The organism is Streptomyces sp. NPDC047917 (genome assembly GCF_043204345.1).
In the GTDB taxonomy this organism is placed as follows: Bacteria; Actinomycetota; Actinomycetes; order Streptomycetales; family Streptomycetaceae; genus Streptomyces; species Streptomyces sanglieri.
This window is the reverse complement of the sequence record NZ_JBIDCA010000016.1, coordinates 136,656-159,460: the sequence shown is the minus strand read 5'-3', so window position 1 is coordinate 159,460 and position 22,805 is coordinate 136,656. Positions and strand designations below refer to the sequence as shown.

At 70.4% G+C, this 22,805-nt stretch carries 18 protein-coding genes; 5 read left to right on the top strand and 13 right to left on the bottom strand.

What is annotated here, in order from left to right; genetic code table 11:
* Nucleotides 1-6: 6 nt before the first annotated feature.
* The 11 genes from hypD to ACGF8B_RS34435 all read right to left on the bottom strand — a co-directional run bounded on the left by hypD (nucleotide 7) and on the right by ACGF8B_RS34435 (nucleotide 11,416).
* Nucleotides 7-1,110 carry a hydrogenase formation protein HypD gene (gene hypD / locus ACGF8B_RS34485; protein ID WP_392746127.1) on the bottom strand — a complete coding sequence of 368 codons (1,104 nt, stop codon included), beginning with the start codon at nucleotides 1,108-1,110 and terminating at the stop codon, nucleotides 7-9.
* Nucleotides 1,107-1,403, bottom strand: coding sequence for a HypC/HybG/HupF family hydrogenase formation chaperone (locus ACGF8B_RS34480; protein WP_266692350.1), 297 nt, complete (start codon nucleotides 1,401-1,403; stop codon nucleotides 1,107-1,109). Before ACGF8B_RS34480 ends, hypD begins: the two co-directional genes overlap by 4 nt.
* Nucleotides 1,404-1,460: 57 nt before the next feature.
* Nucleotides 1,461-4,004: a carbamoyltransferase HypF gene (gene hypF, locus ACGF8B_RS34475; protein ID WP_392746125.1), complete on the bottom strand. Its 2,544-nt coding sequence runs from the start codon at nucleotides 4,002-4,004 to the stop codon at nucleotides 1,461-1,463.
* Between the two features lie 2 nt (nucleotides 4,005-4,006).
* On the bottom strand, nucleotides 4,007-4,537 hold the full coding sequence (locus tag ACGF8B_RS34470; RefSeq protein ID WP_392746124.1) for a hydrogenase maturation protease: 531 nt from the start codon (nucleotides 4,535-4,537) through the stop codon (nucleotides 4,007-4,009).
* Nucleotides 4,538-4,772: 235 nt separating this feature from the next.
* Nucleotides 4,773-4,892 carry a DUF6893 family small protein gene (locus tag ACGF8B_RS34465; RefSeq protein ID WP_392746122.1) on the bottom strand — a complete coding sequence of 40 codons (120 nt, stop codon included), beginning with the start codon at nucleotides 4,890-4,892 and terminating at the stop codon, nucleotides 4,773-4,775.
* A complete protein-coding gene (locus ACGF8B_RS34460) occupies nucleotides 4,889-6,292 on the bottom strand; it encodes a hypothetical protein (RefSeq protein WP_392746120.1) in 1,404 nt (467 codons plus the stop codon). Before ACGF8B_RS34460 ends, ACGF8B_RS34465 begins: the two co-directional genes overlap by 4 nt.
* Complete coding sequence (locus ACGF8B_RS34455) at nucleotides 6,289-6,930, bottom strand: DUF6084 family protein (RefSeq protein WP_392746118.1); 642 nt, start codon at nucleotides 6,928-6,930, stop codon at nucleotides 6,289-6,291. Before ACGF8B_RS34455 ends, ACGF8B_RS34460 begins: the two co-directional genes overlap by 4 nt.
* Entirely contained in the window at nucleotides 6,927-7,580 is a 654-nt protein-coding gene (locus tag ACGF8B_RS34450; RefSeq protein ID WP_392746117.1) for a DUF5947 family protein, read from the bottom strand. The genes ACGF8B_RS34455 and ACGF8B_RS34450 overlap by 4 nt, the downstream gene beginning before the upstream one ends.
* Nucleotides 7,577-8,521, bottom strand: a complete 945-nt coding sequence (locus tag ACGF8B_RS34445; RefSeq protein ID WP_392746116.1) for a NifU family protein — start codon at nucleotides 8,519-8,521, stop codon at nucleotides 7,577-7,579. Before ACGF8B_RS34445 ends, ACGF8B_RS34450 begins: the two co-directional genes overlap by 4 nt.
* The gene (locus tag ACGF8B_RS34440; protein ID WP_392746114.1) at nucleotides 8,521-10,314 is read right to left on the bottom strand and encodes a nickel-dependent hydrogenase large subunit; all 1,794 of its coding nucleotides are present in this window, start codon (nucleotides 10,312-10,314) and stop codon (nucleotides 8,521-8,523) included. The genes ACGF8B_RS34445 and ACGF8B_RS34440 overlap by 1 nt, the downstream gene beginning before the upstream one ends.
* A gap of 46 nt (nucleotides 10,315-10,360) precedes the next feature.
* Nucleotides 10,361-11,416 carry a hydrogenase expression protein HypE gene (locus tag ACGF8B_RS34435; protein WP_392746113.1) on the bottom strand — a complete coding sequence of 352 codons (1,056 nt, stop codon included), beginning with the start codon at nucleotides 11,414-11,416 and terminating at the stop codon, nucleotides 10,361-10,363.
* Between the two features lie 260 nt (nucleotides 11,417-11,676).
* Between ACGF8B_RS34435 and ACGF8B_RS34430 the strand changes: the two genes are divergently transcribed.
* Complete coding sequence (locus tag ACGF8B_RS34430) at nucleotides 11,677-12,006, top strand: hydrogenase maturation nickel metallochaperone HypA (RefSeq protein ID WP_392746112.1); 330 nt, start codon at nucleotides 11,677-11,679, stop codon at nucleotides 12,004-12,006.
* 3 nt (nucleotides 12,007-12,009) lie between these two features.
* Nucleotides 12,010-12,807: a hydrogenase nickel incorporation protein HypB gene (gene hypB, locus ACGF8B_RS34425; RefSeq protein WP_392746110.1), complete on the top strand. Its 798-nt coding sequence runs from the start codon at nucleotides 12,010-12,012 to the stop codon at nucleotides 12,805-12,807.
* Nucleotides 12,808-12,829: 22 nt separating this feature from the next.
* On the opposite strand, the gene ACGF8B_RS34420 is transcribed toward hypB, so the two are convergent.
* Nucleotides 12,830-14,512 carry a hydrogenase maturation protein gene (locus ACGF8B_RS34420; RefSeq protein WP_392746108.1) on the bottom strand — a complete coding sequence of 561 codons (1,683 nt, stop codon included), beginning with the start codon at nucleotides 14,510-14,512 and terminating at the stop codon, nucleotides 12,830-12,832.
* A gap of 366 nt (nucleotides 14,513-14,878) precedes the next feature.
* Between ACGF8B_RS34420 and ACGF8B_RS34415 the strand changes: the two genes are divergently transcribed.
* Nucleotides 14,879-15,472 carry a TetR family transcriptional regulator gene (locus ACGF8B_RS34415; protein WP_342280323.1) on the top strand — a complete coding sequence of 198 codons (594 nt, stop codon included), beginning with the start codon at nucleotides 14,879-14,881 and terminating at the stop codon, nucleotides 15,470-15,472.
* Between the two features lies 1 nt (nucleotide 15,473).
* Here the strand turns inward: ACGF8B_RS34415 and ACGF8B_RS34410 are convergent, their stop codons facing one another.
* Complete coding sequence (locus ACGF8B_RS34410; protein WP_392746106.1) at nucleotides 15,474-17,519, bottom strand: discoidin domain-containing protein; 2,046 nt, start codon at nucleotides 17,517-17,519, stop codon at nucleotides 15,474-15,476.
* A gap of 451 nt (nucleotides 17,520-17,970) precedes the next feature.
* Between ACGF8B_RS34410 and ACGF8B_RS34405 the strand changes: the two genes are divergently transcribed.
* Nucleotides 17,971-20,022: a phosphocholine-specific phospholipase C gene (locus ACGF8B_RS34405; protein ID WP_392746104.1), complete on the top strand. Its 2,052-nt coding sequence runs from the start codon at nucleotides 17,971-17,973 to the stop codon at nucleotides 20,020-20,022.
* A 402-nt stretch (nucleotides 20,023-20,424) separates the two neighbouring features.
* A complete protein-coding gene (locus ACGF8B_RS34400) occupies nucleotides 20,425-22,674 on the top strand; it encodes a serine/threonine-protein kinase (RefSeq protein WP_392746102.1) in 2,250 nt (749 codons plus the stop codon).
* Nucleotides 22,675-22,805: the final 131 nt, after the last annotated feature.

Genomic DNA, 22,805 nt, shown 5'->3' with positions numbered 1-22,805 from the left:
CGTCAGTCACCTCGCATCGACCAGTTCCAGGCGGCGGTGGGTGTAGTACGCGGCGCACGCGCCCTCGGACGACACCATGGTCGCGCCGAGCGGGTTCCTCGGCGTGCACTCCTTGCCGAACGCCTCGCACAGATGCGGCTTGATCAGGCCCTGGAGGACTTCGCCCGAGCGGCAGAGCGACGACTCGGCGGTGTGGATGTCCGTCACGTCGAACCGCTGCTCCGCGTCGAACGCCCGGTACTTCTCGGAGAGCCGCCAACCGCTGCGGGGGATCGCCCCGATGCCGCGCCACGTCCGGTCGGTCACCTCGAAGACATCGGCGAGCATCTCCATGGCGGGCACATTGCCCTCCTCGCGCACGGCCCTGGGGTAGGCGTTCTCCACCTCGTGCCGACCCGCCTCCAGCTGGACGACGGTTCGGCGGACCCCTTCGAGGATGTCCAGCGGCTCGAAGCCGGTCACCACGATCGGCACCTTGTACTTCCGGGCCAGCGCCGGATACTCGGCCGTCCCCATCACACTGCATACGTGGCCCGCGGCGAGGAACGCCTGCACCCGGCAGGTCGAGGACTCCATGATCGCGGCGATGGCGGGCGGCACCAGCACATGGGAAACCAGCAGGGAGAAGTTCCGGACCCCGAGCCGCTGGGCCTGATACACCGTCATGGCGTTCGCGGGGGCGGTGGTCTCGAACCCGATCCCGAAGAAGACGACTTCACGGTCGGGGTTCTCCCGGGCGATTCTCAGCGCGTCGAGGGGCGAATACACCACGCGTACGTCGCCGCCGGCGCTCTTGATGGAGAAGAGGTCCTGGCTGCTGCCGGGCACACGCAGCATGTCGCCGAACGAGCAGAAGACGACGCCGGGGCGGGCGGCGATCGCCAGTGCCCGGTCGATGGTCTCCAGCGGGGTGACGCAGACCGGACACCCCGGTCCATGGATCATCTCCACACCGTCCGGCAGCAGTTGGTCGATGCCGTGCCGGATGATGGAGTGGGTCTGGCCGCCGCAGACCTCCATCAGCGCCCACTTCCGCGTGGTGGCCGCGTGGATCTGGTCGATCAGCCTCTTCGCGAGACCGGGGTCACTGAACTCTTCGAGGTACTTCACCGGCCGACTCCTTCGGGAGACGCGCCCTGCTGGGCCGCGCGTTCGAAACCGTCTCCGAACTCCTCGGCCAGGATGCCGAGCCGCTCGAAGTCGGCAAGGGTGTCCAGGGCCGACCGTTCGTCGAGGCGCTGGATGGCGAAACCGACGTGCACGATGACGTATTCACCGACCGTCGCATCGGGGATGTACTGGAGACACACCTCCTTGCGCACCCCGCCGAAATCGACCTCGGCCATCACGGTGCCGTCGACTTCGGCGGTACTGAGGACACGCCCCGGAACAGCCAGACACATGGTCCCTCCTCTCTGTGGATCCCTCTTGAAGTACGGCGGTACGGTCGTGCGGCGGCGTCAGCCCGATGCGGCGATCACGAGCTGGCCGAGGGCGATCCCACCGTCGTTCGGGGGGAGCAGGCGCGGCCGCAGGACGGTGAAACCCCGTTCGGTCAGGCCGTGTCGAGTCGCTTCGAGCAGTACGGCGTTCTGAAAGACACCACCGCCCAGCGCCACGGTGGAGAGTCCGGTGCCCGTGCGGCAGAGCTCGGCGAGGCGGACGGCCAGAGCGGCGACGGCGGTGTGGAAACGCGCGGCGATCAGCTCGGCCGGAACACCGGCCCGCACATCGGAGACCACGGCCCGCACGATCGGGCCCGGATCCGCGACGGCGGGTTCCTCCCCCTTCCCGGGCCGGACGCCGAAGCGGTAGCCGCCCCCGGGCCCGGCTGCCGCGGCACGGGCCAGCCCTTCCAGTTCCATGGCCGCCTCCGCCTCGTACACCACCACGTGCCGGACGCCGGCCAGGGACGCGACCGCGTCGAAGAGCCGGCCCATGCCCGATGTGGGCACGCAACCGAATCCGGTGGCGAACTGATGGGCCAGTACGTCACGTTCGGCGGGCGGGCAGGCACGCACCGCGGGCAGGTCGTCGTCCCAGCGGATACCGGCCGCGTGCAGATGCGCGAGGGCCATCCGGTACGGCCGCAGCACACTCGCGTCGCCCCCGGCCAAGGGCACGTAACCCAGGTGGGCGGCCCTGCCGAACGACGCGTAGCCGGCCACCAGGACCTCGCCGCCCCAGGCCGCCCCGTCGCTGCCGTGGCCGGTGCCGTCGAAGGCGATGCCGATCACGCGCTCGTCCGCGCCCAGGCCGTGCTCCGCCATGACGGACGCGATGTGCGCGTGGTGGTGCTGTACGGTGCGGACCGGCCGCCCGGCCGCGTGGGCCCGAGCCCAGTCGCCGGAGTGGTAGCCGGGGTGGCGGTCGGCCACCAGCCGGGTGGGCGCCACTCCGGTGAGGTTCTCCAGATGCTGCTCGGTCCGGGTCAGAGCGCCGACCGTGGACAGGTCGTCCATGTCGCCGATGTGCTGGCTCAGCCAGGCGTAGCGGCCCTCGGCCAGCGCACAGGTGTTCTTCAGATCGGCTCCCACGGCGAGTGTCGGGGGCACGTCGAAGGGCAGTGCGATCGGCAGCGGCGCGTAGCCGCGCGAGCGACGCAGCGGCAGCTCGGCACCGGCGGCCCAGCGGCTGACCGAGTCGTCGCACGGTACGTGGATGCGCCGGTCGTGCCGCAGCCAGGCATCGACCAGCGGTGCCAGAACGGCCAGCGCGTCGCCGTCGTCGGTGACGATCGGCTCGCCCGACACATTGGCCGACGTCATCACCAGTGCGTCCGGGCCCGGGTCGTCGTCCCCGATCCCGAGGAGCAGGACGTGCAACGGGGTGTACGGAAGGAGCAGCCCGAGGTGGGGGCTGCCGGGCGCCACGGCGTCGGACACCCCTGCCCCCGGCCCGGCGGTGCGCCGGGGCAGGAGCACGATCGGGCGGCGGCCACCGGACAGGAGCTCCTCCTCGTCCGCCGTGACGGTCACCAGCCGCCGCGCGACGTCGAGGTCCGGCACCATGACCGCGAACGGCTTGCCACCGCGCCGCTTGCGCCGGCGCAGCTCGGCCACGGCCGTGTCGTCGCGGGCGTCGCAGACCAGGTGGTACCCGCCGAGCCCCTTGACCGCGATGATCCCGCCCTCGGCGAGGAGCTTGCGGGCCGTACGCAGAGCGTCCTCGTCACGGGACAGGGACACGCCTGCCCCGCCGACCAGTTCGAGCCGCGGTCCGCAGTCGGGACAGGCGATCGGCTGGGCGTGGAATCGCCGGTCGCACGGATCCTCGTACTCCGCCCGGCAGACCCCGCACATCTCGAAGTCCGCCATCGTGGTGGCGGCCCGGTCGTACGGAAGGCCGGTGACGATCGTGAACCGGGGGCCACAGTGCGTACAGGTGATGAACGGGTGGCGGTAGCGCCGGTTCGACGGATCGCCCAGCTCGTCGAGGCAGTCCCGGCAGGTGGCGATGTCGGGCGAGACCAACGTCCTGGCCCGGCCCGGCGCGCTGGAGCGCTCGATGGTGAAGCCCGTACCGCCGCGCGCCGGCAGTTCGCTCGTCCGCACGTCCTCGACGACCGCGAGCGCAGGGGCGTCGGCGCTCAGCCGGCGGCCGAACTCCTCCACCGCCCCGGCCGTTCCCTCGACCTCGGCGAGTACCCCGTCGCCGGTGTTCGTCACCGAGCCCGTGAGCAGCAGTTCCGAGGCGGTGACATAGACGAAGGGCCGGAAGCCCACACCCTGCACGACGCCGCGCACCTCGAATCTGCGCCGGATCCGCTGCTCCCGGCCGCGGCCCATCATCTCCAGCCCCGACAGGGCCTCTTGGGCCTTCGCCCGGTCGATGAGCTCGACGGCGAATCCCATGTGGAGAAGCACCCAGTCGTCGCGACCGGGTGCCTCGTCGAGCATGCCGATGTTGACACGGCGCCTGGCGCCCTCCACGTCGACCAGAGCCAGCTGGCCCGCATACCCGTCCACGATCTCCACGACGCGGCCAGGAATGCCTAGGCACATGATCAGGGTCTCCGGGGTCGGGTGCTGTTCACGGACGCGGTCGCTACGGCCGGCACGAGCTGCCGGACAAGGGTGTGCACTGTCTGCATCGCCTCGGGCACCGCGCTGTCGACGGCTTCGCCGAGCCCGATGCCCTCCTCGACTCCGGCGGGTGTGCAGCCGACGAGGTAGGTGAGCGGAAGCGTACCGCCCAGTTGATCCAGATTTGCCAGGACAGCAACCGGATTCATCCCGTGAGCGTCGAATTCACCCGAACCGAGGTCCTCCACACCGATGCGGAGCACCGTCACCTCCCCGGGGGCGCCGCCCCCCGGGTACGCGTCGACCAGAACCAGCGCGTCGTACCCGTCGAGCAGGTCGTACGCGAGATGCATGCCTCGGATGCCGTAGTCCACCACCCGGACCTGCGGGGGCAACCCCCCGTCGAGGGCCAGTCGGCGCACCACCTCGGGGCCGAAGCCGTCGTCGCCGAGGAACAGATTGCCGATGCCCGCGACCAGCACCCGGGCGGCGGTGTCGGGTTCCTTCGTCATCTCCGGTCAGCCGCCCCCGGACCGGGCGCCGGCGCATTCGGGTCCTGAGTGCTCCGCGGGTGTACGGAGGCGCCGGAGCGTTCGTCCGAGGTGCCCGGCGGACGGTCCGCCACGCTGGAGCGGAACCCCGTCGGGCCCCGTTTCTCCCGCGGCTCCTCCTCGATGCAGCTGTTCCTCTCCGGTGTGTCCGCCATGGGTGCTCCCTGCTCCCTGCTCATTTCGCTCGGATCGGCATTCACATCGAACGGATGCGCAGATAGCGGCGGATGTCGGGGATCGACCTGATCCCGACCATCACGGCGACGACCGCCACGGCCGCGGCCGCTCCGGCGGTGATGATGCCCAGGGTCTTCACGATCGGTTCTCCTCTCGGTGCTGCGCCGTCTCCTCGGCGCTCAGCGGTGTCAGTTCGTCGGGTGCGAAGTAGAAGTAGCGCCCGTACCAGTCGTGCAGGTCCGACGCGGGGTCGTCGACGAGGACCAGAGCGATGTGCGTACCGCCGTCCACGTCCGAGAGAACCGCCGTCACCCGGGCCACCTGTCCGGCGAAGAACAGATCTTGCGCGTCCGCCCGCCGGGAGGGGTGGACACGGACCAGGCTGCCCTTGGCCACCCGGACCCCGTCGATGACGACCGCGTCGCTCCCCGGCCGAACCGAGGCGTCGGCCGCCGGGTCCCACCAGGGGGCGCCCGCGGTGTCGAAGGCAGCGGGTTCCACGTCCCGGACGTCGGCCGCCGGGCCCACGGGAGCCGCGGGCCGCGGCGGGTGCGGATCGCGCAGCAGGCCGTGCAGCTGCTGGAGGTCGGCGGGCGACATGCCGTCGCACCGGTCGATGATCTCCCGGGCCCGGGGGTCGGTGGCCCGGGCCTCCGCCTTCTCCTCCTCCGTCATGGTCATCACGCGGAGGGTCAGGATCTCGTCGATCTCCGTCGAGTCGAAGAGCGCGCCGGGACTCTGCTCGGCGACCTCCGGGTGGTCGTACAGGATGATCGGTGCACCGAGCAGGGTGTCGGTCGTCCCCTTCGGTCCGGCCAGTACGGGCCAGCACCTGCGCTGCCGGCAACGGCCGGCGGCCGCTGCCGCCCCGGCGGGCGGTTCGAGCAGCGAGACGAACTCGGTGTCGTGCGCCCGCAGCAGCAGATGCGCGCCGATCAGCGAGGACCGGATCGCGGCGTCCTTGGTGGCCGCGGGTTCCGGATGCTCATTGCGCACCGAAACCGAGAGCCGCACGTATCCGTCGTCGACGACGGCCCGGGTACGGACCCGGACCGTCAACGGCAGCCGCCGCCGTACGATCCGGCCCACCACCACACCCCGCGCGTCGGCCACCGGCTCGGTGTCCTCACCGCCCGGGACCTCGTGGACGGCGTCCGCCGCCTCCCCCAACGGCTGGGCGGGCAGCACCACTTCACGCTCGACGGCCTCGTCCCAGGACATCACCGACTCCCCGTCGACGACGAGCCGCTCCACCGGTGTGTCCACCCCGTCCTGGTCCGTGCTCCGTACCTCGCGGACCTGGAGCTGGAGGAAGCGCAGATGCACGGTGACGGCCGCAGCCCCGTCCTGCGGTGCCAGCAGGCACTGCAGCTCCATCTCCGGCTCCTCGCCGAAACTCGCCGCCGTCGCGTGCGGCGGGCCGAGGACCCCGAACTGCCAGCGCGACCGGTTCTTGTGCGAACTCGCCCGGTACGGGTACAGGAGGTACCCCTCGTACAGGACGGCGTCGGCGATCGAGCGCACCTGGTCAAGACTCACGTGACCACCTCGTCGTGCTCGGCCAGGAGGGCCTGGACCGTCTCGTCCCAGCTGATCAGCCCGCGGCGGGCCCGGAAGTCCGCGAAGCGTGCCAGCACCTCGTGGTCCAGCCGGATCCATCCGGTGCTCGGGTAGTGCGCCGCCATCATGCTCCGCCACACCTCGACCGGCATCGGATACCTGGCCTCGCAGTCCCACGGCACCTGCTCGACCCCGAAGCCCTTGCTGCCGCGGGTGAAGACCGTGCCGGAGAACATCAGGACGAGGGGCACCGAACCCTCGCCCAGGGCGTGCAGATAGCGGGAGCCGATCACGTCGAAGTCGTAGGTGCAGGGCAGGGCGAGATCGACCTCGGTCGCGTCGCTGAACCCCTGAACGGTGGTGTCGCAGCTCATCCACCGGAACGGTTTGAGGGTGTCCGTCCAGCGGTCCCGGTGGCCGAACAGCCCAACCAGACCGCTCTGTTCGGCCTCGTCGTAATGGCGCCGCTGCGGTTCGATGCGGACCTGGCAGTGCAGCGCGACGGCGTGGATCCGCCGGCCCGTCCGCTCTTCGATCCGCAGCCGCGCGGTCAGCTGCGGTACCGCCGCGTACGGCTCGGCGACGATGTCGAGCACGGAGAACGCGAAGTCGTTCACGGCGCCCCGATCCCCGCGGCGGGCCGGCTGCGGTCCGCCACCCGCGCGAAGAAGCCGTCCATCGCGGTACGGGCCTCGGCGCCACCGTCGAACCCGCGCCACAGCGAGCGCAGTTGCCCCACCAACTCGTAGCAGGCGTCGATCGGCACGAGATGGCACGAACCGTCCCGCTCCGCCGTACGCCGGATCAGCAGCGCCTCCACGTCCGGGCGCAACACGGCGAGCTCCGGGCTCGACTCGACGACGGCGGCCCAGGCGTCCAGCGGCAGTTCCGACTCGGTGGCCCCGGCGGGCCCGGGATAGAACGCGACCATCCGGTCCTGGACGGAGTTGCGGAACAGGAAGGCGAGCCCCACGGGAATCTGCAGCTCGTCCCAGGCACGCCCGTCCACCGCCAGCCCGGCGAAGTGCAGATACCGCTCGGGGACCGCCCGGTAGCGCAGCTCCGCGTTCTCGTCGGCGAACAGCAGATAGCAGGCCCGGCAGCAGCACATCAGGGCGCGGCTGTCGAGGTTCACCACATGGGAGTGGCTCTCGCCGATCGGTTCCGCGCACATCTCGCAGCGCTCACCGGCGGGCGGCCGGGGCCCGTTGCGCCTGAGCCGCAGCAGGGTGGACGCCGGTGAGGCGGAACGGCCGGCGGCGATCACGACGCCACCGCCGCGGGGACCGCCACCGAGACCGCTCCACCGTCCGACAGCAGGGGCAGCGGTGCCAGATGCGCACCTTCCCCGTCGAGGCAGACCCCGGCCCGCCGCACGTCGTAGTGCGCGTGGCACCCGGCGCAGCGCAGAACCGCGTCCCCGGACCGGCCGCCCAGTCGCCGCGCCAGTGTGGCTCCCTCGAACGGCCGCTCGCAGCGCGCGCACCGGTCCTCGAAGGCGAAGAGACCGGTGCCCACCCGACAGGCCACCACCGGCATCCTGCCGACATCGAACCGGGCCACGGCGCCGGACTCCAGCGCCGACAGCTCCGGCACGACCTCCCACGAGGCACCGTCCTCGCCGGCCGTCCCCGATCCCGCGTGCAGCCGGGTGAACAGCGAGTCCACCGGTACCAGCGGCCCCGCCGCCCCGAGGCCCTCGTCGGCCGCGGTCTCGACCTCGATCGAGGTGATCTCCGGCGCCGCCGCCTCCACCGCACCCTGAACGGCCAGCCTGAGCGTGACCGAGGACGACGGGCAGCCGTCACAACTGCCCAGCAGCCTCAGCCGGACGGTGCCCTCGTCGGTGACGGCGAGCAGCTCCACATCACCGCCGTGCGAACCGAGATACGGCCGTACGCTCTCCAGAGCCCGCTCGACCCGGGTCTCCACGCCGTACGGATGCAGCCCGTGCACCAGCAGGACGCAGGACACCAGCTCGTCCTCGGCCAGGGCGGCCAGGACCTCGTCGTCCAGCCGCCCCCGCTCGTGCATGAGGTCGAGCAGCCGTTCCAGCCCGGCACCGTAGAAGTCGGCGACGAGCCGGACCAGTTCCTCGCTGCGCTCGCGGGCTACCGCGCCGCCCGAGCCGCCGGCGGCGATCAGGGTGTCGATGCGTTCACCGGTACTCCGCCAGTCGGGCGCGGCCGGAGCATCCTCCCGCGCCATCACTCACCGCCCGCGGACTGGGTGGGGGAGTGCAGGAGCTCCAGCTTCCTGCCCTCACCGAGATACATGTGCACACCGCAGGGCAGACAGGGGTCGAAGCTGCGCACCGTGCGCATGATGTCGATGCCCTTGAAGTTCTCCCGGTCGTTCTCCTCGAAGATCGGCTGGCCCTGCACGGCGTCCTCGTACGGGCCCGGCGTGCCGTACGTGTCGCGAGGGCTCGCGTTCCACGGGGTCGGCGGGTACGGGTGGTAGTTGGCGATCCTGCCGTCCCGGATCACCATGTGGTGCGAGAGCACCCCGCGCACCGCCTCGGTGAACCCGCAGCCCACACCCTCCTCCGGCACCTCGAACTTCTCCCAGGTCTTGGTGTTCCCGGACCGGATCTCCGCGAGTGCCTTCTCCGCGAAGTGCAGCGCGCAGGCGGCCGCGTAGGCCTGGAAGTAGCTGCGCGCCCGGTTGCGCTCGATGGTGTTGCTCCACTTCGGGACGTGCCACTCCAGCTCCACCGGTCCCTTGAGCGCGGTCTTGGGGAGGTTGATCCTGACGCTGTGGCCGGTGGCCTGGATGTAGCCGATGTCGACCAGTCCGGCCAGCGCGGTCGTCCACAGTCGGGCGAGCGGGCCGCCGCCCGTGTCGAGCGCCAGGTAGTCCTTGCCGTCGAACCAGCGCGGCGACATGACCCAGCTGTACTTGTCGTCCAGGTCCCGCTTCTGGGGCTGCGGGTTGGTGTGCTGGTTCCACGGGTGGCGCCGGTCGACCGGATTGCCGAGGGGGTCGTGGGAGACGAAGGTCTCCTGCTCGTCCCAGTCGTTGTAGTAGGACGAACCGAGCAGGATCCGGATGCCGAGGTTGATCTTCACCAGGTCGGTGGTGACCAGTTTCCCGTCGACGACGACACCGGGGGTGACGTACATCTTCCGGCCCCAGTCGGTCATGTCCTTGTACTCGAAGTTGCAGTGCTCCGGGTCCTGGAAGGAGCCCCAGCAGCCCAGCAGGATGCGCCGGTTGCCGACCTGCTCGTACCCCGGCAGGGCCTCGTAGAAGAAGTCGAAGAGGTCGTCGTGCATCGGCACGACCTTCTTCATGAACTCGACGTAGCGCTGGAGCCGGGTGATGTAGTCCGTCATCAGCTGGATGGTCGCCACGGTGCCGACGCCGCCGGGATACAGGGTGGAGGGGTGGACGTGCCGGCCCTCCATCAGGCAGAACATCTCCCGGGTCATCCGGCTGACCTGGAGCGCCTCGCGGTAGAACTCGCCGGTGAACGGGTTCAGCGATCGCATGATGTCGCCGATCGTCCGGTATCCGTGCGCGTCGGCGTGCGGGGAAGCGGTGCGGTTGGCCTGTTCCAGTACTCCGGGGTTGGTCTCCGCGACCATCTTCTCGCAGTAGTCGACCCCGACCAGATTCTCCTGGAAGATGTTGTGGTCGAACATGTACTCCGCGGCCTCGCCGAGATTCACGATCCATTCGCCGAGGTGCGGCGGCTTCACGCCGTACGCCATGTTCTGCGCGTAACAGGAACAGGTGGCGTGGTTGTCACCGCAGATTCCGCAGATGCGACTCGTGATGAAGTGCGCGTCCCGGGGGTCCTTTCCCTTCATGAAGACCGAATAGCCCCGGAAGATGGAGCTGGTGCTGTGACACTCGGCCACCACCTTCTGCTTGAAGTCGATCTTCGTGTAGATCCCCAGGCTGCCGACGATCCGGGTAATGGGATCCCACGCCATTTCGACCAGGTCGTTCTTTCCCTGGCCGCCCCCGGCACCCTTGTGCTGCGTCGCGGTCATTGCGCCGCCTCTTCCTTCTGTCCGTTGCGGTGACGTACGCGGTCACTCACCAGGTGCGTGTGGCGCCGGTGGTGAGTTTCTTGCCGGGCTTGCGCCATTTCGGTTCGCGGTCCAGGGCGTGGGTGGTGAGGCGGCGCAGCCGCCGGATCGTCGCCCCGTACGGCCCGACCGCGTTGGTGGAGAGCTTTCCTCCGGGGGGCTCGTCCATAAACGGCATGAACTTGTCCGGGAACCCGGGCATGGTGCAGCCGATGCAGATGCCACCGACGTTGGGGCAGCCGCCGATGCCGTTCATCCAGCCGCGCTTGGGCACGTTGCACTTGACCGCGGGGCCCCAGCAGCCCAGTTTGACGATGCACTTCGGTGAGCCGTACTCCGTCGCGAAGTCGGCCTGCTCGTAGTACCCGGCTCGGTCGCAGCCCTCGTGGACCGTCGATCCGAACAGCCACTTGGGCCGCAGCGCGTCGTCGAGCGGGATCATCGGCGCCTGGTCGGTGGCCATGTAGAGCAGGTAGGTGAGCGTCTCCGAGAGGTTGTCCGGCTGGATCGGGCACCCCGGGACGCACACGATCGGGATCCCGGCCTTGGACTTCCAGTCCCAGCCCAGGTAGTCGGGAACCCCCATTGCGCCGGTCGGGTTGCCCGCCATGGCGTGGATGCCGCCGTATGTCGCGCAGGTGCCGACCGCGACGACCGCGGTCGCCTTCGGGGCCAGCCGGTCGAGCCACTCGCTGGTCGTCATGGGCTGTCCGGTGGCGGGATCGTTGCCGAATCCGCACCAGTACCCCTCGTCGTGCAGCTGCTCGTTCGGAATGGACCCCTCGACCACCAGGACGAACGGTTCCAGTTCTCCGCGATCGGCCTTGAAGAACCATTCGAGGAAATCATCGGCGCCGCCGGTCGGGCCGCATTCGAAATCGATGAGCGGCCAGTGGACGGCGACCTGCGGAAGTCCGGGCAGGGCGCCGAGCGCGATTTCCTCGATGCTCGGCTGCGTGGCCGCGGTCAGGGCGACGGAATCGCCGTCGCAGCTCAGTCCCGCATTGATCCACAGCACGTGGATCAGTGTGTCCTCCGCCTTTATCGCTTCCTTTGTCGGCATGGCAGTGTCGCCTTTCAGGATGACGGCCCAACCGGCCATCGGCCCCCACGGGTGGGTACGCGCACATTGCTACCATCACGCCTCGATCCGTGGGCACCGGCAACAGGGGAATTCGCCGCCCCGGCCCGATGCCGGGGGCCGAATGACGGCATGCGGTGGGCCGCTCGGGTGGTCCGGGCGGGGGGCCGGTCCCGTCGGACGGCGTCACGGTCCTTTCGTGGCCCTACGGTCGGAGCCAACCGCGGAAGGGCGAGGCACCGGTGCACGAGCTGGCCATCACACAGAGCGTCGTCGACTCGGTGTGCGAACGTGCCGGGGGGCGTCCGGTCCGCTCCGTCCGCGTCCGGGTCGGCGCGCTCACGGCCGTGGTGCCCGACTCGATGCGGTTCTGCTTCGGCCTGGTCACGGAGGGAACGGCCGCCGAGGGCGCGCAGTTGGAGATCGACCAGCCGCCCGGCGCCGGCCGCTGCCGCACCTGTGCCGTCGCATTCACCCTGACCGACCTGATTCTGCTGTGTCCCTGCGGCAGCGCGGATGTGGAGATCACATCGGGACAGGAACTGCAGATCGTCTCCATGGAAGTGGGCTGAACCATGTGCGGTACCTGCGGCTGTGCCGAGGAGTCCGGCGGAACCAGGGTCGTGATGCTGCGGGAGGACGGTGCGCCGGAACACGGACATCCGCACCCGCATCCGCACCCGCATCCGCACCCTCGTCCACACGGGCGTCGTCAGCCGGGCGGAGCCGGTGAGACCGTCACCATCGAGCAGAAGGTACTCGCGAAGAACGACCTGGTCGCGGAGCGCAACCGGACGTGGATGACCGACCGCGGTGTCGTGGCCGTGAACATGATGAGCTCGCCGGGCGCGGGCAAGACCACCCTGCTGGAACGCACCGTCACCGACCTCGGCGGTCGTCGGCCGGTGGCCGTCGTCGAGGGCGATCAGGAGACGAGGCTCGACGCCGACCGGATCAGGCGTACGGGCTGCGACGTGGTGCAGGTGAACACGGGGGCGGGGTGTCACCTCGACGCGGAGATGATGCGGGACGCCCTCGCGGCACTGTCCCCGGCCGAGGGCTCGCTGCTCATGGTGGAGAACGTCGGAAACCTGGTGTGCCCCGCCCTGTTCGACCTGGGGGAGCGGAGCAAGGTCGTGATCATCTCGGTCACCGAGGGCACGGACAAGCCGCTGAAGTACCCGTACATGTTCGCCGCCGCCGACCTGATCCTGATCAACAAGTCCGATCTCCTGCCCCATGTCGACTTCGACGTCGAGCAGTGCGCGCGGCACGCGCGCTCGGTGAACCCGGACGTGCGCGTGCTGACCGTCTCGGCGACCACCGGCGAGGGTCTGGCCCACTGGTACGACTGGCTGGCGGAGCAGCGGTAGCCGCTCCGCCGCCGCACCGCGGTCAGCCCTGGGGGAACGGGGGTCGTGGGACCGAGGTCGCGGACGCCGGGCGTTCCTTGCGGACGAAGGCCCGGCGCAGCCCGTGGTACGGGTGGTGCGGGTCTGCGAAGATGCGGCGCATGCGGACGAGTTCCGCGTCCCGGTACGGGGCCAGGTCGACCCGGTCCCGCTCCGTCTTCTTCGCGTGGATCCGGGACTGCGTCGCGGGCAGGGCCGCCAGGCGGGTCGCCAGGGCGCCGACCTCCGAGTCGAACGACCGGGGTGCGCACGGGATCACCCTGTCGACCAGACCGAGCCGGTGGGCCGCGGTGGAGCTGACCGGCAGGGCGTCCCGCATGAGCCGCTCGGCAGCCGGCGCCCCCACCCGCCGCGGCAGCGTGTACGTCCAGTACTCCGATCCGTAGAGCCCCATCAGGCGGTAATGCGGATTGAGCACCGCGCCCGCCCTGCACCACACCTCGTCGGCTGCGAGGGCCAGCATCACCCCGCCCGCCGCGGCGTTCCCGGCCAGCGCGGCGACGACCAGCCGGTCCGCGGTGGTCAGCACCGCCTCCACCAGGTCGTCCATGGCGTTGATGTTGGCCCAGGACTCGGCGCCGGGATCGGCCGCCGCCTCGATCACGTTGAGGTGGATCCCGTTGGAGAAGAAGTCCCGGCCGCCGCCGATGACCAGCACCGAGGTGGGCCGTGAGCAGGCGAACCGGTAGGCGCGCAGCAGGCGTCGGCACTGTGCCGTGCTCATGGCGCCGCCACGGAACGAGAACGACAGGAAGCCGGTCCCGGCCTCCTCCCGGTAGCCGATCTCGGACCAGGTGCCGCCGTCCCCGGTCCGGTGCGGCGGAGCCGGCCGCTCGGGCACGGTGCGCAGTCGCCCGGCCGCCGCCGACGTGGCGGGGAGTTTGAAGGTGGCCGGGCCGCCCGGCGCCCGCCGTGGCCGCAGCTCGGGAATCCACACCGCGCCGTCGGTGGTCGCCCGGCAGATCGCGCCGTCCCGGGTGGCCACCACGTCCCCCGGACGACCGCCCAGCCGGGACTCGGGATACCCGCCGTGCAGGAACCACTCGCCGCCCAGGAACTCGTCGAGCACACCGGGCTGGGAGTCCGCCGCCCTGAGCTTGCGGACCACCGTCGCGGTGGAGTCCGACCGCCAGTCGATGCGACGCAGCGATTGGCGGAACAGGGGGCGGCAGCTTTCGCCGCCGGAGGCCTGCGGCATGGGGGTGTACGTCCCCGACGCGAAGCGTCCCACCGCCAGGAGCACCGCCGCCACGGCGGCGTCCGAGATCTCGTTGCGGTACAGGTCGCTCTTGCCCACCGGGGGCAGCGGACAGGTCACGGACGCCCATACGTCGCCGGCGTCCATTTCCGCGTTCGCCTGAAGCACGGTGACGCCCCAGCGGTCCGCTCCCTCGTGGACGGCCCAGTCCAGCGACGAGGGCCCGCGGTCGCCGACCGGCCCCGGATGGACGACGAGACAGGTGTGGACCGACCAGACGTCCCTCGGGATCGCGGTCTTCAGGTACGGCGCCACAACAAGGGCCGGGCACTCCCGGCGGACGGCCTCCCGGACCGGTTCCTCCTCGTGTGCGAGCTGTACGGCGACGGAGTGCCCGTGGTCCCTCAGCTCCGCCTGGACACGTTGGGTGAGGCTGTTGAAGGCGCTTGCGACAAGCAGGATGTGCACGGCGATCTCCCGGTGGCTGCGGTCCGTTCCGATCGAGCGTGAGCGCGGCTCCTGCCCGGCGGGACTCACGCGGCGGGAACACTCCGGGAATTCACCCGAAGCGCACAGAGCGGACAGCGATCCACACGCTGTTGCGCTCGCCGGATTCACCGCGGGCGGCCGGGCCCGGTCGGAAGGCGTCGCGGCACCGGAGACGCGGCCACCGGTCCCCGCCCGGCGAACGGCCCTCCCGCCGGGTCCTGGCCGGACGGCCTCCTGGCGGACCCGCACGGTCAGTGTGGCGACAGGAGCGCGGCGCCGTCACCGCGGCCCGCTGCTCCGTGACCCCTGCGGCGTATGCTTGCGCCGGTCAGGGGAGGAGGCGTCATGGGGCGGATGCCGTCGGCGCAGCGGCGCAGGCAACTGGTCGAGGCCGCGATCCGGGTGATGGCCCGCGACGGTGTCGCGAAGACCACGACGCGGTCCGTCGTCGCGGAGGCGGGTGTCTCGCTGAGCGTCTTCCACTACTGCTTCGAATCCAAGCAGGAGCTGCTCGAAGCGGTGATGGACACCATCTCGGAGCACTCCGAGTCGGACGTCCTCAGCACGCTCGTCCGCAGGCCCACCCTGCGCGAGACGGTCCGCGCCGGGCTCCAGGCGTACTGGGATCATGTGCTGGCCAATCCCGGCGAGCACATGCTGACGTACGAACTCACCCAGTACGCCCTGCGGGAGCCCGGTTACGAGCATCTCGCCCGGCGGCAGTACGAGCGCTATCTCGCGGCACACACCAAGGTGATCCGCCAACTCCCCGCCGTCCTCGGCGTGGAGCTGGCGGTGCCCGAGCCCGCGGCGGCCAGGTATCTGGCCGCGCTGACCGACGGGCTCACCCTCAACTTCCTCGTGCTGGGCGACGAGGAGAAGGCGGGCGACGTGCTCGACATCGTCGCGGACCAGATCCTGACGTTGGTGCGGGAGTAGCTCAGCGGCCGTACACCGCTGCCTCGTTGATCGAGTAGCCGTACTTGGTGGCCCGTGTCACGCCGTGGAAACGGACGTACCGCGCCTGCACCGGGCTGAACACCGCATTGTCCAGGCCGCCGTCCCCGCTGTCCGTGGACCACACCGTCCGCCATGTGGTCCCGTCGTCCGAGACCTCGATCCGGTAGGCACGTGCATAGGCCTCTTCCCAGTCCAGGGAGACCTTGCCGACCGTACGGGAGCCGCCCAGGTCGAGCCGCAGCCACTGGTCGTCCGACCAGCCGCTCGCCCACCTCGTTCCGGTGTCGCCGTCCACGGCCTTCGCGGCGGCGTAGCTGGTGAACGGGTTCCACTCCGTCTCACCGGCGCTCGCCGCGACACCGGCGGCGAGGTCGGGTTCGGGCGTGTGGAGTTCGGTCGCCCTCCAGGTACGGAGGTAGGACTCCGCGCCGCCGAGCAGGTCCTGCACGGTGTCCTTGCCGCCGCTGAGCCGGATCTGCTCGATCCAGTCGGGCACCATGCCGACCTGGGCCGCGCCGTCGGTGTTGAAGTCCCAGGTACGTTGCCCGGTCTGCTGACGGTCGACGACGGAACCGCCGTCGGCGCTGCGGAAGGGGTACTTGACCGCGTTGGGGGCGTCGGGCCCCACCGGTCCGGGCCAGCCGCCGACGCCGTTCATGTCGGTGCCGTAACCCAGTCCGACACCGTACTTCTGGCGCAGTGTCCTGGTCCCGTCGGACTCCTTGGCGAAGCTGTCGGCACTGGACATGTACGAGGCCTTGAAGCCGCCGAGGCGGTAGACGCGTTCCAGCCAGCCGTCGTCCATCCAGCTGTGGCTGGAGAGCACCCCCGGGTAGTTCGCCGACTCCAGCAGGTCCAGGGCGCGGCCGGCGGCCTTGACGCTCATGTGGTCGGCCTCGAACATCATGTTGCGCTTCATCAGCCCCTTGACCGCGTACTCGCCGAGACGGGTCAGCCCACGGGTGTTGCACTGCGCGCCGCTGTCGTACGCGGGCACCTTGACCCCCGCGGGCAGCAGCTTGGTCACCTCGGCCGGGGCGGCCGCGTTGCCGGAGGGGTTGTCGTGCTGCGGACCGCTGCACTTCTCCGTGGTCCAGAAGGTGCCGGTGGAGAGGAACTGGCCGATGTTCACGGCCGTTCCGATGGTGCCGGAGTCCATCCGCACCCCGCACAGTGCGTTGTCGAACTTGTGGCACAGGAACATGCTGCGCACACCGAGCTCGTACAGCTCGTCCAGGCCGCTGTCGATGTCGGCCCGGCTGCACTGGGACACGTCGAGGATCTGCTTGCAGCCGAAGGGTTCCGAGGTCTCGACGCCGAGCACCACGGCGAGCTTGCCGTCCGCGACGACCTGGCGGGCCTGGGTGGAGTCGGTGACGATGCGGAAGAAGCCCTTGCCCGTTCCGCCGTAGATCTTGTCGATGTAGTCCTGCATCTCGTAGGTCTTGCGGGCTTCGAGACGAATGGCGTCCATCTCGTTGCAGCCGCGGTCCCTGACGTAGATCGAGCACAGCAGGCCGTTGGTGACCAGGTCGTTGACCAGGATCCGCTGGCCGCCGCGCCAAGCGCGCTCCAGCCACGCGTAGTAGTTCTGCTGGTGGCTCAGGGAGTTGTGGGCGGGCCAGGACTTGAACGTCGGCCAGCCCACCGGGTCGTGATGGCCGTTCGAACCGCCGGTCACGTTCTCGAAGAGGGCGAGCGAGCCGTCGGGATAGTGCTCGGGGCAGTCCGCGAGCGCGTCGGCGATTCCCGCTTCGGAGAACGGCTTGCCGCAGATGATGCGGCCGCCGAAGCCCTCGTTGGACATCACGTGATTGTGCGCGTCGACGAAGCCGCGGACCCGGCCCTGGCTGTCCGTGCCGTGGAAGGGTTCGCCGGTGACGTCGATCTGTGAATCGGCGGCGGGGCGTGCCGTGGGCTCCCACCAGGGTGTGCCGGCGCCGGCGGCCGGCGGGGAGCCCACACCGAGTGCGAGCAGGAGGGTGACGACAACGGCAAACAGTCCGCGTCTGCGGAGGAGAGTCATCCGGGCTACCTTCGATGTCCGGGACGGGCGCGCCAACTTACTCGCGCGTAGGTTCCATCGAGGATGGCGCGGACCTGACAACCAGTCAAGGGTCCGGGACGGATGACCTGTTCGGTGGATGGCCGGTCGTTCCGGCCGGAGGAGATCTCCCTCGGGCAGTTGCCGCCGGGGTCGGGACGGGGCGCTGCGGGGAGTCGCGAGACAGTGCGGGACGGCGCGGCCTCCGGGGGCGCCACGCGTCCCGGGTGTGCGAGATGCGCCCTGGCCGCGGCGGCCGATCGGCTCCGGAATCCTTCCCCCGGTGGCCGCTCACGGCCCGCGCGCGGGCCGCCCACATTTTGCCCGACCGTCACCTCGGCCCACTTTCCCCCGGCCCGGGTCCTCTTGAATACTCCGTCTGCCCCTCTTCGTGGACGGACATCGCCGAAGCAACAGGAGGACCCCCACAGCCATGACCGAAATCAATCGGCGTCGCTTCCTTCAGATCGCCGGAGCCACCACCGGGTTCGCCGCTCTGTCCGGCTCCATCGACCGCGCCGCGGCCATCCCCGCGGCCCGCCGCAGCGGAACCGTTCAGGACATCGAACACATCGTCGTCCTCATGCAGGAGAACCGGTCCTTCGACCATTACTTCGGGTCGATGAAGGGCGTCAGGGGCTTCGGGGACCCCCGCCCGGTGACGCTGCCCAGCGGCAAGCCGGTATGGCACCAGGCCGGCGGCGGCAAGGAGACCCTGCCCTACCACCCCGACGCCGACGACCTGGGGATGCAGTTCATCGCGGGCCTCGACCACGACTGGGCCGGTGGTCACAGCGCGTTCAACAACGGCAGGTACGACAACTGGATCCCCGCCAAAGGCACCGGCACCATGGCGTACCTGACACGGGACGACATCCCGTTCCACTACGCCCTCGCCGACAGGTTCACCGTCTGCGACGACTACCACTGCTCGTTCATGGGCGCGACCGACCCGAACCGCTACTACATGCTCTCCGGGCACGTCGGCAACGACGGCACCGGCGGCGGCCCGGTCCTCGGCAACCAGGAAGCGGGCTACGGCTGGACGACGTACGCCGAGCGCCTTGAGAAGGCGGGTGTCTCCTGGAAGGTGTACCAGGACATCGGCGACGGCCTCGACGCGGCCGGCGGCTGGGGCTGGATCGACGACGCGTACCGCGGCAACTACGGCGACAACTCCCTGCTGTACTTCAACAGCTACCGCAACGCCAAACCCGGCGACCCCCTGTACGAAAGGGCCCGCACCGGCACGAACGCCAAGGCGGGAGACGGATACTTCGACATCCTCAGAGCCGACGTCAAGGCGGCCAGGCTGCCGCAGATCTCCTGGATCGCGGCCCCCGAGGCGTTCTCCGAGCACCCCAACTGGCCTGCCAACTACGGCGCTTGGTACATCTCTCACGTCCTTGACGCGCTCACCTCGAACCCCGATGTGTGGAGCAGGACCGCCCTGTTCATCACGTACGACGAGAACGACGGCTACTTCGACCACGTCGTGCCGCCCTACCCTCCGGCTTCCGCCGCCCAGGGACTGTCCACCGTCGACACCGCCCTCGACCACCACAAGGGCAGTGCGGGATACGCCGCAGGTCCCTACGGCCTCGGGCAGCGTGTCCCGATGATCGTCGTCTCACCGTGGTCCACCGGCGGATATGTCTGCTCCGAGACCTTCGACCACACCTCGATCCTGCGCTTCATGGAGAACCGGTTCGGAGTCGAGGAAACCAACATCTCACCATGGCGGCGCGCCATCTGCGGCGACCTCACATCCGCCTTCGACTTCTCCCTCAAGGTCACGGACCCGGCCGACCTGCCGGACACCGCGGGCTACACCCCGCCGGACCGCGACCGCCACGACAGCTACGTACCGAGGCCGCCCGCCCAGGGGGCCCTGCCCCGGCAAGAGGCAGGGGCGCGGCCGAGCCGCCCGCTTCCCTACGCCCCCTACGTCGACGGAGCCGCAGACCTCGCTTCGGGCAAGTACAGGCTGACGTTCAGTGCGGGAGACCGGGCGGGTGCCGCCTTCCAGGTGCGCTCACAGAAGCGCACCGACGGCCCGTGGACGTACACCACGGCAGCCGGGAAGCCCGTGTCCGACTCCTGGAACTCGGTCTACTCCGGCGGTGGTTACGACCTCACGGTCCATGGCCCGAACGGTTTTCTGCGCACCTTCAGGGGCAACAACAAAGCCGCCGAACCCGAAGTGACGACACGTCATGAGGCGGGCGGACTGAAACTCACCCTGACCAACCCGTCGGCGGCCGACGCGAACCTCGCCCTGGCCGACGCGTACGGCGGCGAGCGCCGAACCGTCACGGTCCGCGCCGGCGCCACCGTTGTGCAGAGCATCGACCTGCGGGCCACCAAACGGTGGTACGACCTGACGGTCGTCGTCGAGGGCAACGCGGGATTCCTGCGGCGCATGGCCGGACACGTCGAGAACGGTCGAGCCGGCGTGAGCGACCCGGGCATCGCAACCGTGTGAGCCCCCGCGCTCGGCCGGGCGGGTCACTCTTCGCGGGAGGCCTCCCGGCCGGGCTGCCCGGCAACGGCGCTGCGGCCCGGTCGATGCCGCCCCGGCTCACAGACCGCGGGGAGGCTTCTCCGTAACTCGTGCGCTTCGCCCGCGATCCGCTTGACGGCTTTGCGTAAACTTTGCGATGTTCTGTCCGGCTGGTGATGTCCTGGACCTATTTAGTGGCCGGGACTGGGCCGGCTTCGGGTTGGCGGGGCTCCGGCGCGGAGGGCGCCGGAGCGGCTGCGGGCTCCTTGTTCGTCACCCGCTTTGCTCTGCCGTACTGCCCTGCGGCTAGTTTGTGTGCAGGACAGGTACAGGTACGCAGGCCCGTGGCGGCAGAGGTGCACGGGGGACGGGAGGTCGGGAAGAGTGTCGCTGCGCGGAGGTGATCCAGCCGAGATCGGCGGTTATCCGCTTGAGGCGCGGCTCGGCTCGGGTGGCATGGGCACGGTCTTCCTGGCCCGCACGAGCTCGGGGCGACCTGTCGCGATCAAACTGATCCACCAGCAGTTCGCGGGGGACGACGAGTTCCGCATCCGTTTCCGGCAGGAGGTGGCGGCGGCGAGGCGGGTGAGCGGCGCGTTCACCGCCGCCGTGGTCGACGCCGCCCCCGATGCCGAGCAGCCGTGGATGGCGACGACCTACATCGAGGGGCACACACTCGCCCAGCACATCGCGGCGGAAGGCCCGCTGAACGGGGCGGAGCTGCGGAGGCTCGCCATCGGACTGGCGGAGGCGCTGCGCGACATCCACCGGGTGGGCGTCGTCCACCGCGACCTGAAGCCCTCGAACGTCGTGCTCTCGCCCGAGGGCCCGCGCGTCATCGACTTCGGCATCTCGCGCGCCGTGGACCAGCAGACGCTGACGATGACCGGACGGGTCATCGGTACGCCGCCGTTCATGTCGCCGGAGCAGTTGCAGGCGCCGCGTGGTGTGGGACCGCGGTCCGACGTCTTCTCGCTGGGGACGCTGCTGGTGTACGCAGCGACGGGCCACGGGCCCTTCGACGCGGACAGCCCGTACATCACGGCGTATCAGGTGGTGCATGACGAGCCGTCGCTGGACGCGGTGCCGGAGGCCTTGCGCGTGGTCGTCGAGCCGTGCCTGGCCAAGGAGCCCGAGGGGCGTCCCACGGCGGACGAACTCCTCGTGCTGTTGCGGGACCTGCCGACCGATCTCGGCGGGGCGGACGGGGCCGACGCGAACGGCGCCGGCGCGGGCCGCACCCGCGACATGATCACCCAGCATCACCTCGCGACGCCGGTCACCCCGGCGCCGAATGCCCCGGCCACCGCCCGGCCCGGCCCCGATGCGGGGAGCACCGGGACCTCGGTCGGCCTTCGTCTGCGTCGCCGCTGGCGGCCCGTGCTCGCGGCCGCGGTCGCGGTGGCGGCGATCGGCGGGGGAGTCGCCGCGCTGGCAGCGGGCGGCTTCGGGGCCGACCGCGGCGACAAGGGCGACAGGGTCGCGGTGCCGGGTCTCGCGCTTCCGGAGGGCTTCGGGCCGTGGCGCAAGTCCGTGCTGGGCGGTCGTGAGGACATCCCCGACGAACTTCGTTGCGTCGCACGCGGCGACGCGCTGTTCTGCGGGGGCGGCGGTGTCGTCGCGACCCGGATCCGAGCCTCGGACGGCTCCCGGGTGTGGACCGCGAAGAGCCCGGGCGTCCCTGTCCAGGGCATGCACCTGGTGGGCGCCACCGATGACACGGTGCTCGGTTACCGCTTTGCCGACCAGGACGCCCCGCAGGGCCCTCCCAGCGAGGTGGTGGCCGTCGATGCCGACAACGGCCGGGAGCTGTGGTCCGTGCCGTCCGGCGCTCAGTCGCAGGCCGTCACGGGCCGGAGCCAGGACGCCATGGTGGTCGGCTCCGCCGTCGTCACGGTCGACGCCTACAACTCCCGCCTTGAGGCCCGGGACGCGCACACCGGCAAGGTCGCCTGGAAGACGCCGTTCCCCGCGGGCACACAGTGCGCGCCCGTTCTGGCGGGCGCGCAGCTCCTCGCGATGTGCGCGACGAACGAGGAGGTGAACGACTTGGGGGTGCGGCACCCCACCCTGTACACGGTCGACCGCGCCTCGGGGACACTGGGCAGGCCCATCGCGGTCGACGGCCCCGCCGTGCCGATGGGCGTCGCCGACGGCAGGCTCGTACTCCTGCGGGGGCACACGGACGGGACGGCGCTGGACGGCTACGACGGGGTGGCGCGGGTCGACCCGGCCTCGGGGAAGGTCACGTACTCCCGGCTGGCCGAGACGTACCCGGGGACGCCCGGCATGGCGGACGGCACCCTCTACGTGAGCAGCCGGACGGGTCTGGTCGCGGCGCTCGACCCCGCGACCGGCCGGAAGAAGTGGTCCCGGCAGATGGGCGTGGAGGGCGCCTCGGGGCCCGTGGCGGGAGCCGACGCGCTGTATTTCAGCTCGGCGACCGGCCGAGTGGTCGCGCTGTCGCCGCACGACGGCAAGGTCCTGTGGACAACAGATCCGCACGCCGACGGTCTGACCGGCGAGGAGGGCGCAAGCCCGCGCGTGACCGTGGTGGGGCGCGCGCTGGTCGTGGCCGCGGCCAAGAACACACTCTTCGCCTTCGACACGCAGAACCCCCCGAAGGCGGGCTGAACCCGGCGGGAGCGGCCACCGGCCGCGTCGTCGCCCGCCGTGCGAACCCTTCACCGGCGCACCCGGTCGTCGGCGCGGCCTGGATCGTGTCCTGTGCGAGTGTGCCGCTCCGGGGTCCGGGATCCCGCGTT

What these genes read in the sequence shown, in the direction of transcription:
- ACGF8B_RS34480 (WP_266692350.1), bottom strand. Translation starts at nt 1,403, where the DNA reads ATGTGTCTGGCTGTTCCGGGGCGTGTCCTCAGTACCGCCGAAGTCGAC.
- hypF (WP_392746125.1), bottom strand. Translation starts at nt 4,004, where the DNA reads ATGTGCCTAGGCATTCCTGGCCGCGTCGTGGAGATCGTGGACGGGTAT.
- ACGF8B_RS34470 (WP_392746124.1), bottom strand. Translation starts at nt 4,537, where the DNA reads ATGACGAAGGAACCCGACACCGCCGCCCGGGTGCTGGTCGCGGGCATC.
- ACGF8B_RS34445 (WP_392746116.1), bottom strand. Translation starts at nt 8,521, where the DNA reads ATGGCGCGGGAGGATGCTCCGGCCGCGCCCGACTGGCGGAGTACCGGT.
- ACGF8B_RS34440 (WP_392746114.1), bottom strand. Translation starts at nt 10,314, where the DNA reads ATGACCGCGACGCAGCACAAGGGTGCCGGGGGCGGCCAGGGAAAGAAC.
- ACGF8B_RS34435 (WP_392746113.1), bottom strand. Translation starts at nt 11,416, where the DNA reads ATGCCGACAAAGGAAGCGATAAAGGCGGAGGACACACTGATCCACGTG.
- hypB (WP_392746110.1), top strand. Translation starts at nt 12,010, where the DNA reads ATGTGCGGTACCTGCGGCTGTGCCGAGGAGTCCGGCGGAACCAGGGTC.
- ACGF8B_RS34415 (WP_342280323.1), top strand. Translation starts at nt 14,879, where the DNA reads ATGGGGCGGATGCCGTCGGCGCAGCGGCGCAGGCAACTGGTCGAGGCC.
- ACGF8B_RS34410 (WP_392746106.1), bottom strand. Translation starts at nt 17,519, where the DNA reads ATGACTCTCCTCCGCAGACGCGGACTGTTTGCCGTTGTCGTCACCCTC.
- ACGF8B_RS34405 (WP_392746104.1), top strand. Translation starts at nt 17,971, where the DNA reads ATGACCGAAATCAATCGGCGTCGCTTCCTTCAGATCGCCGGAGCCACC.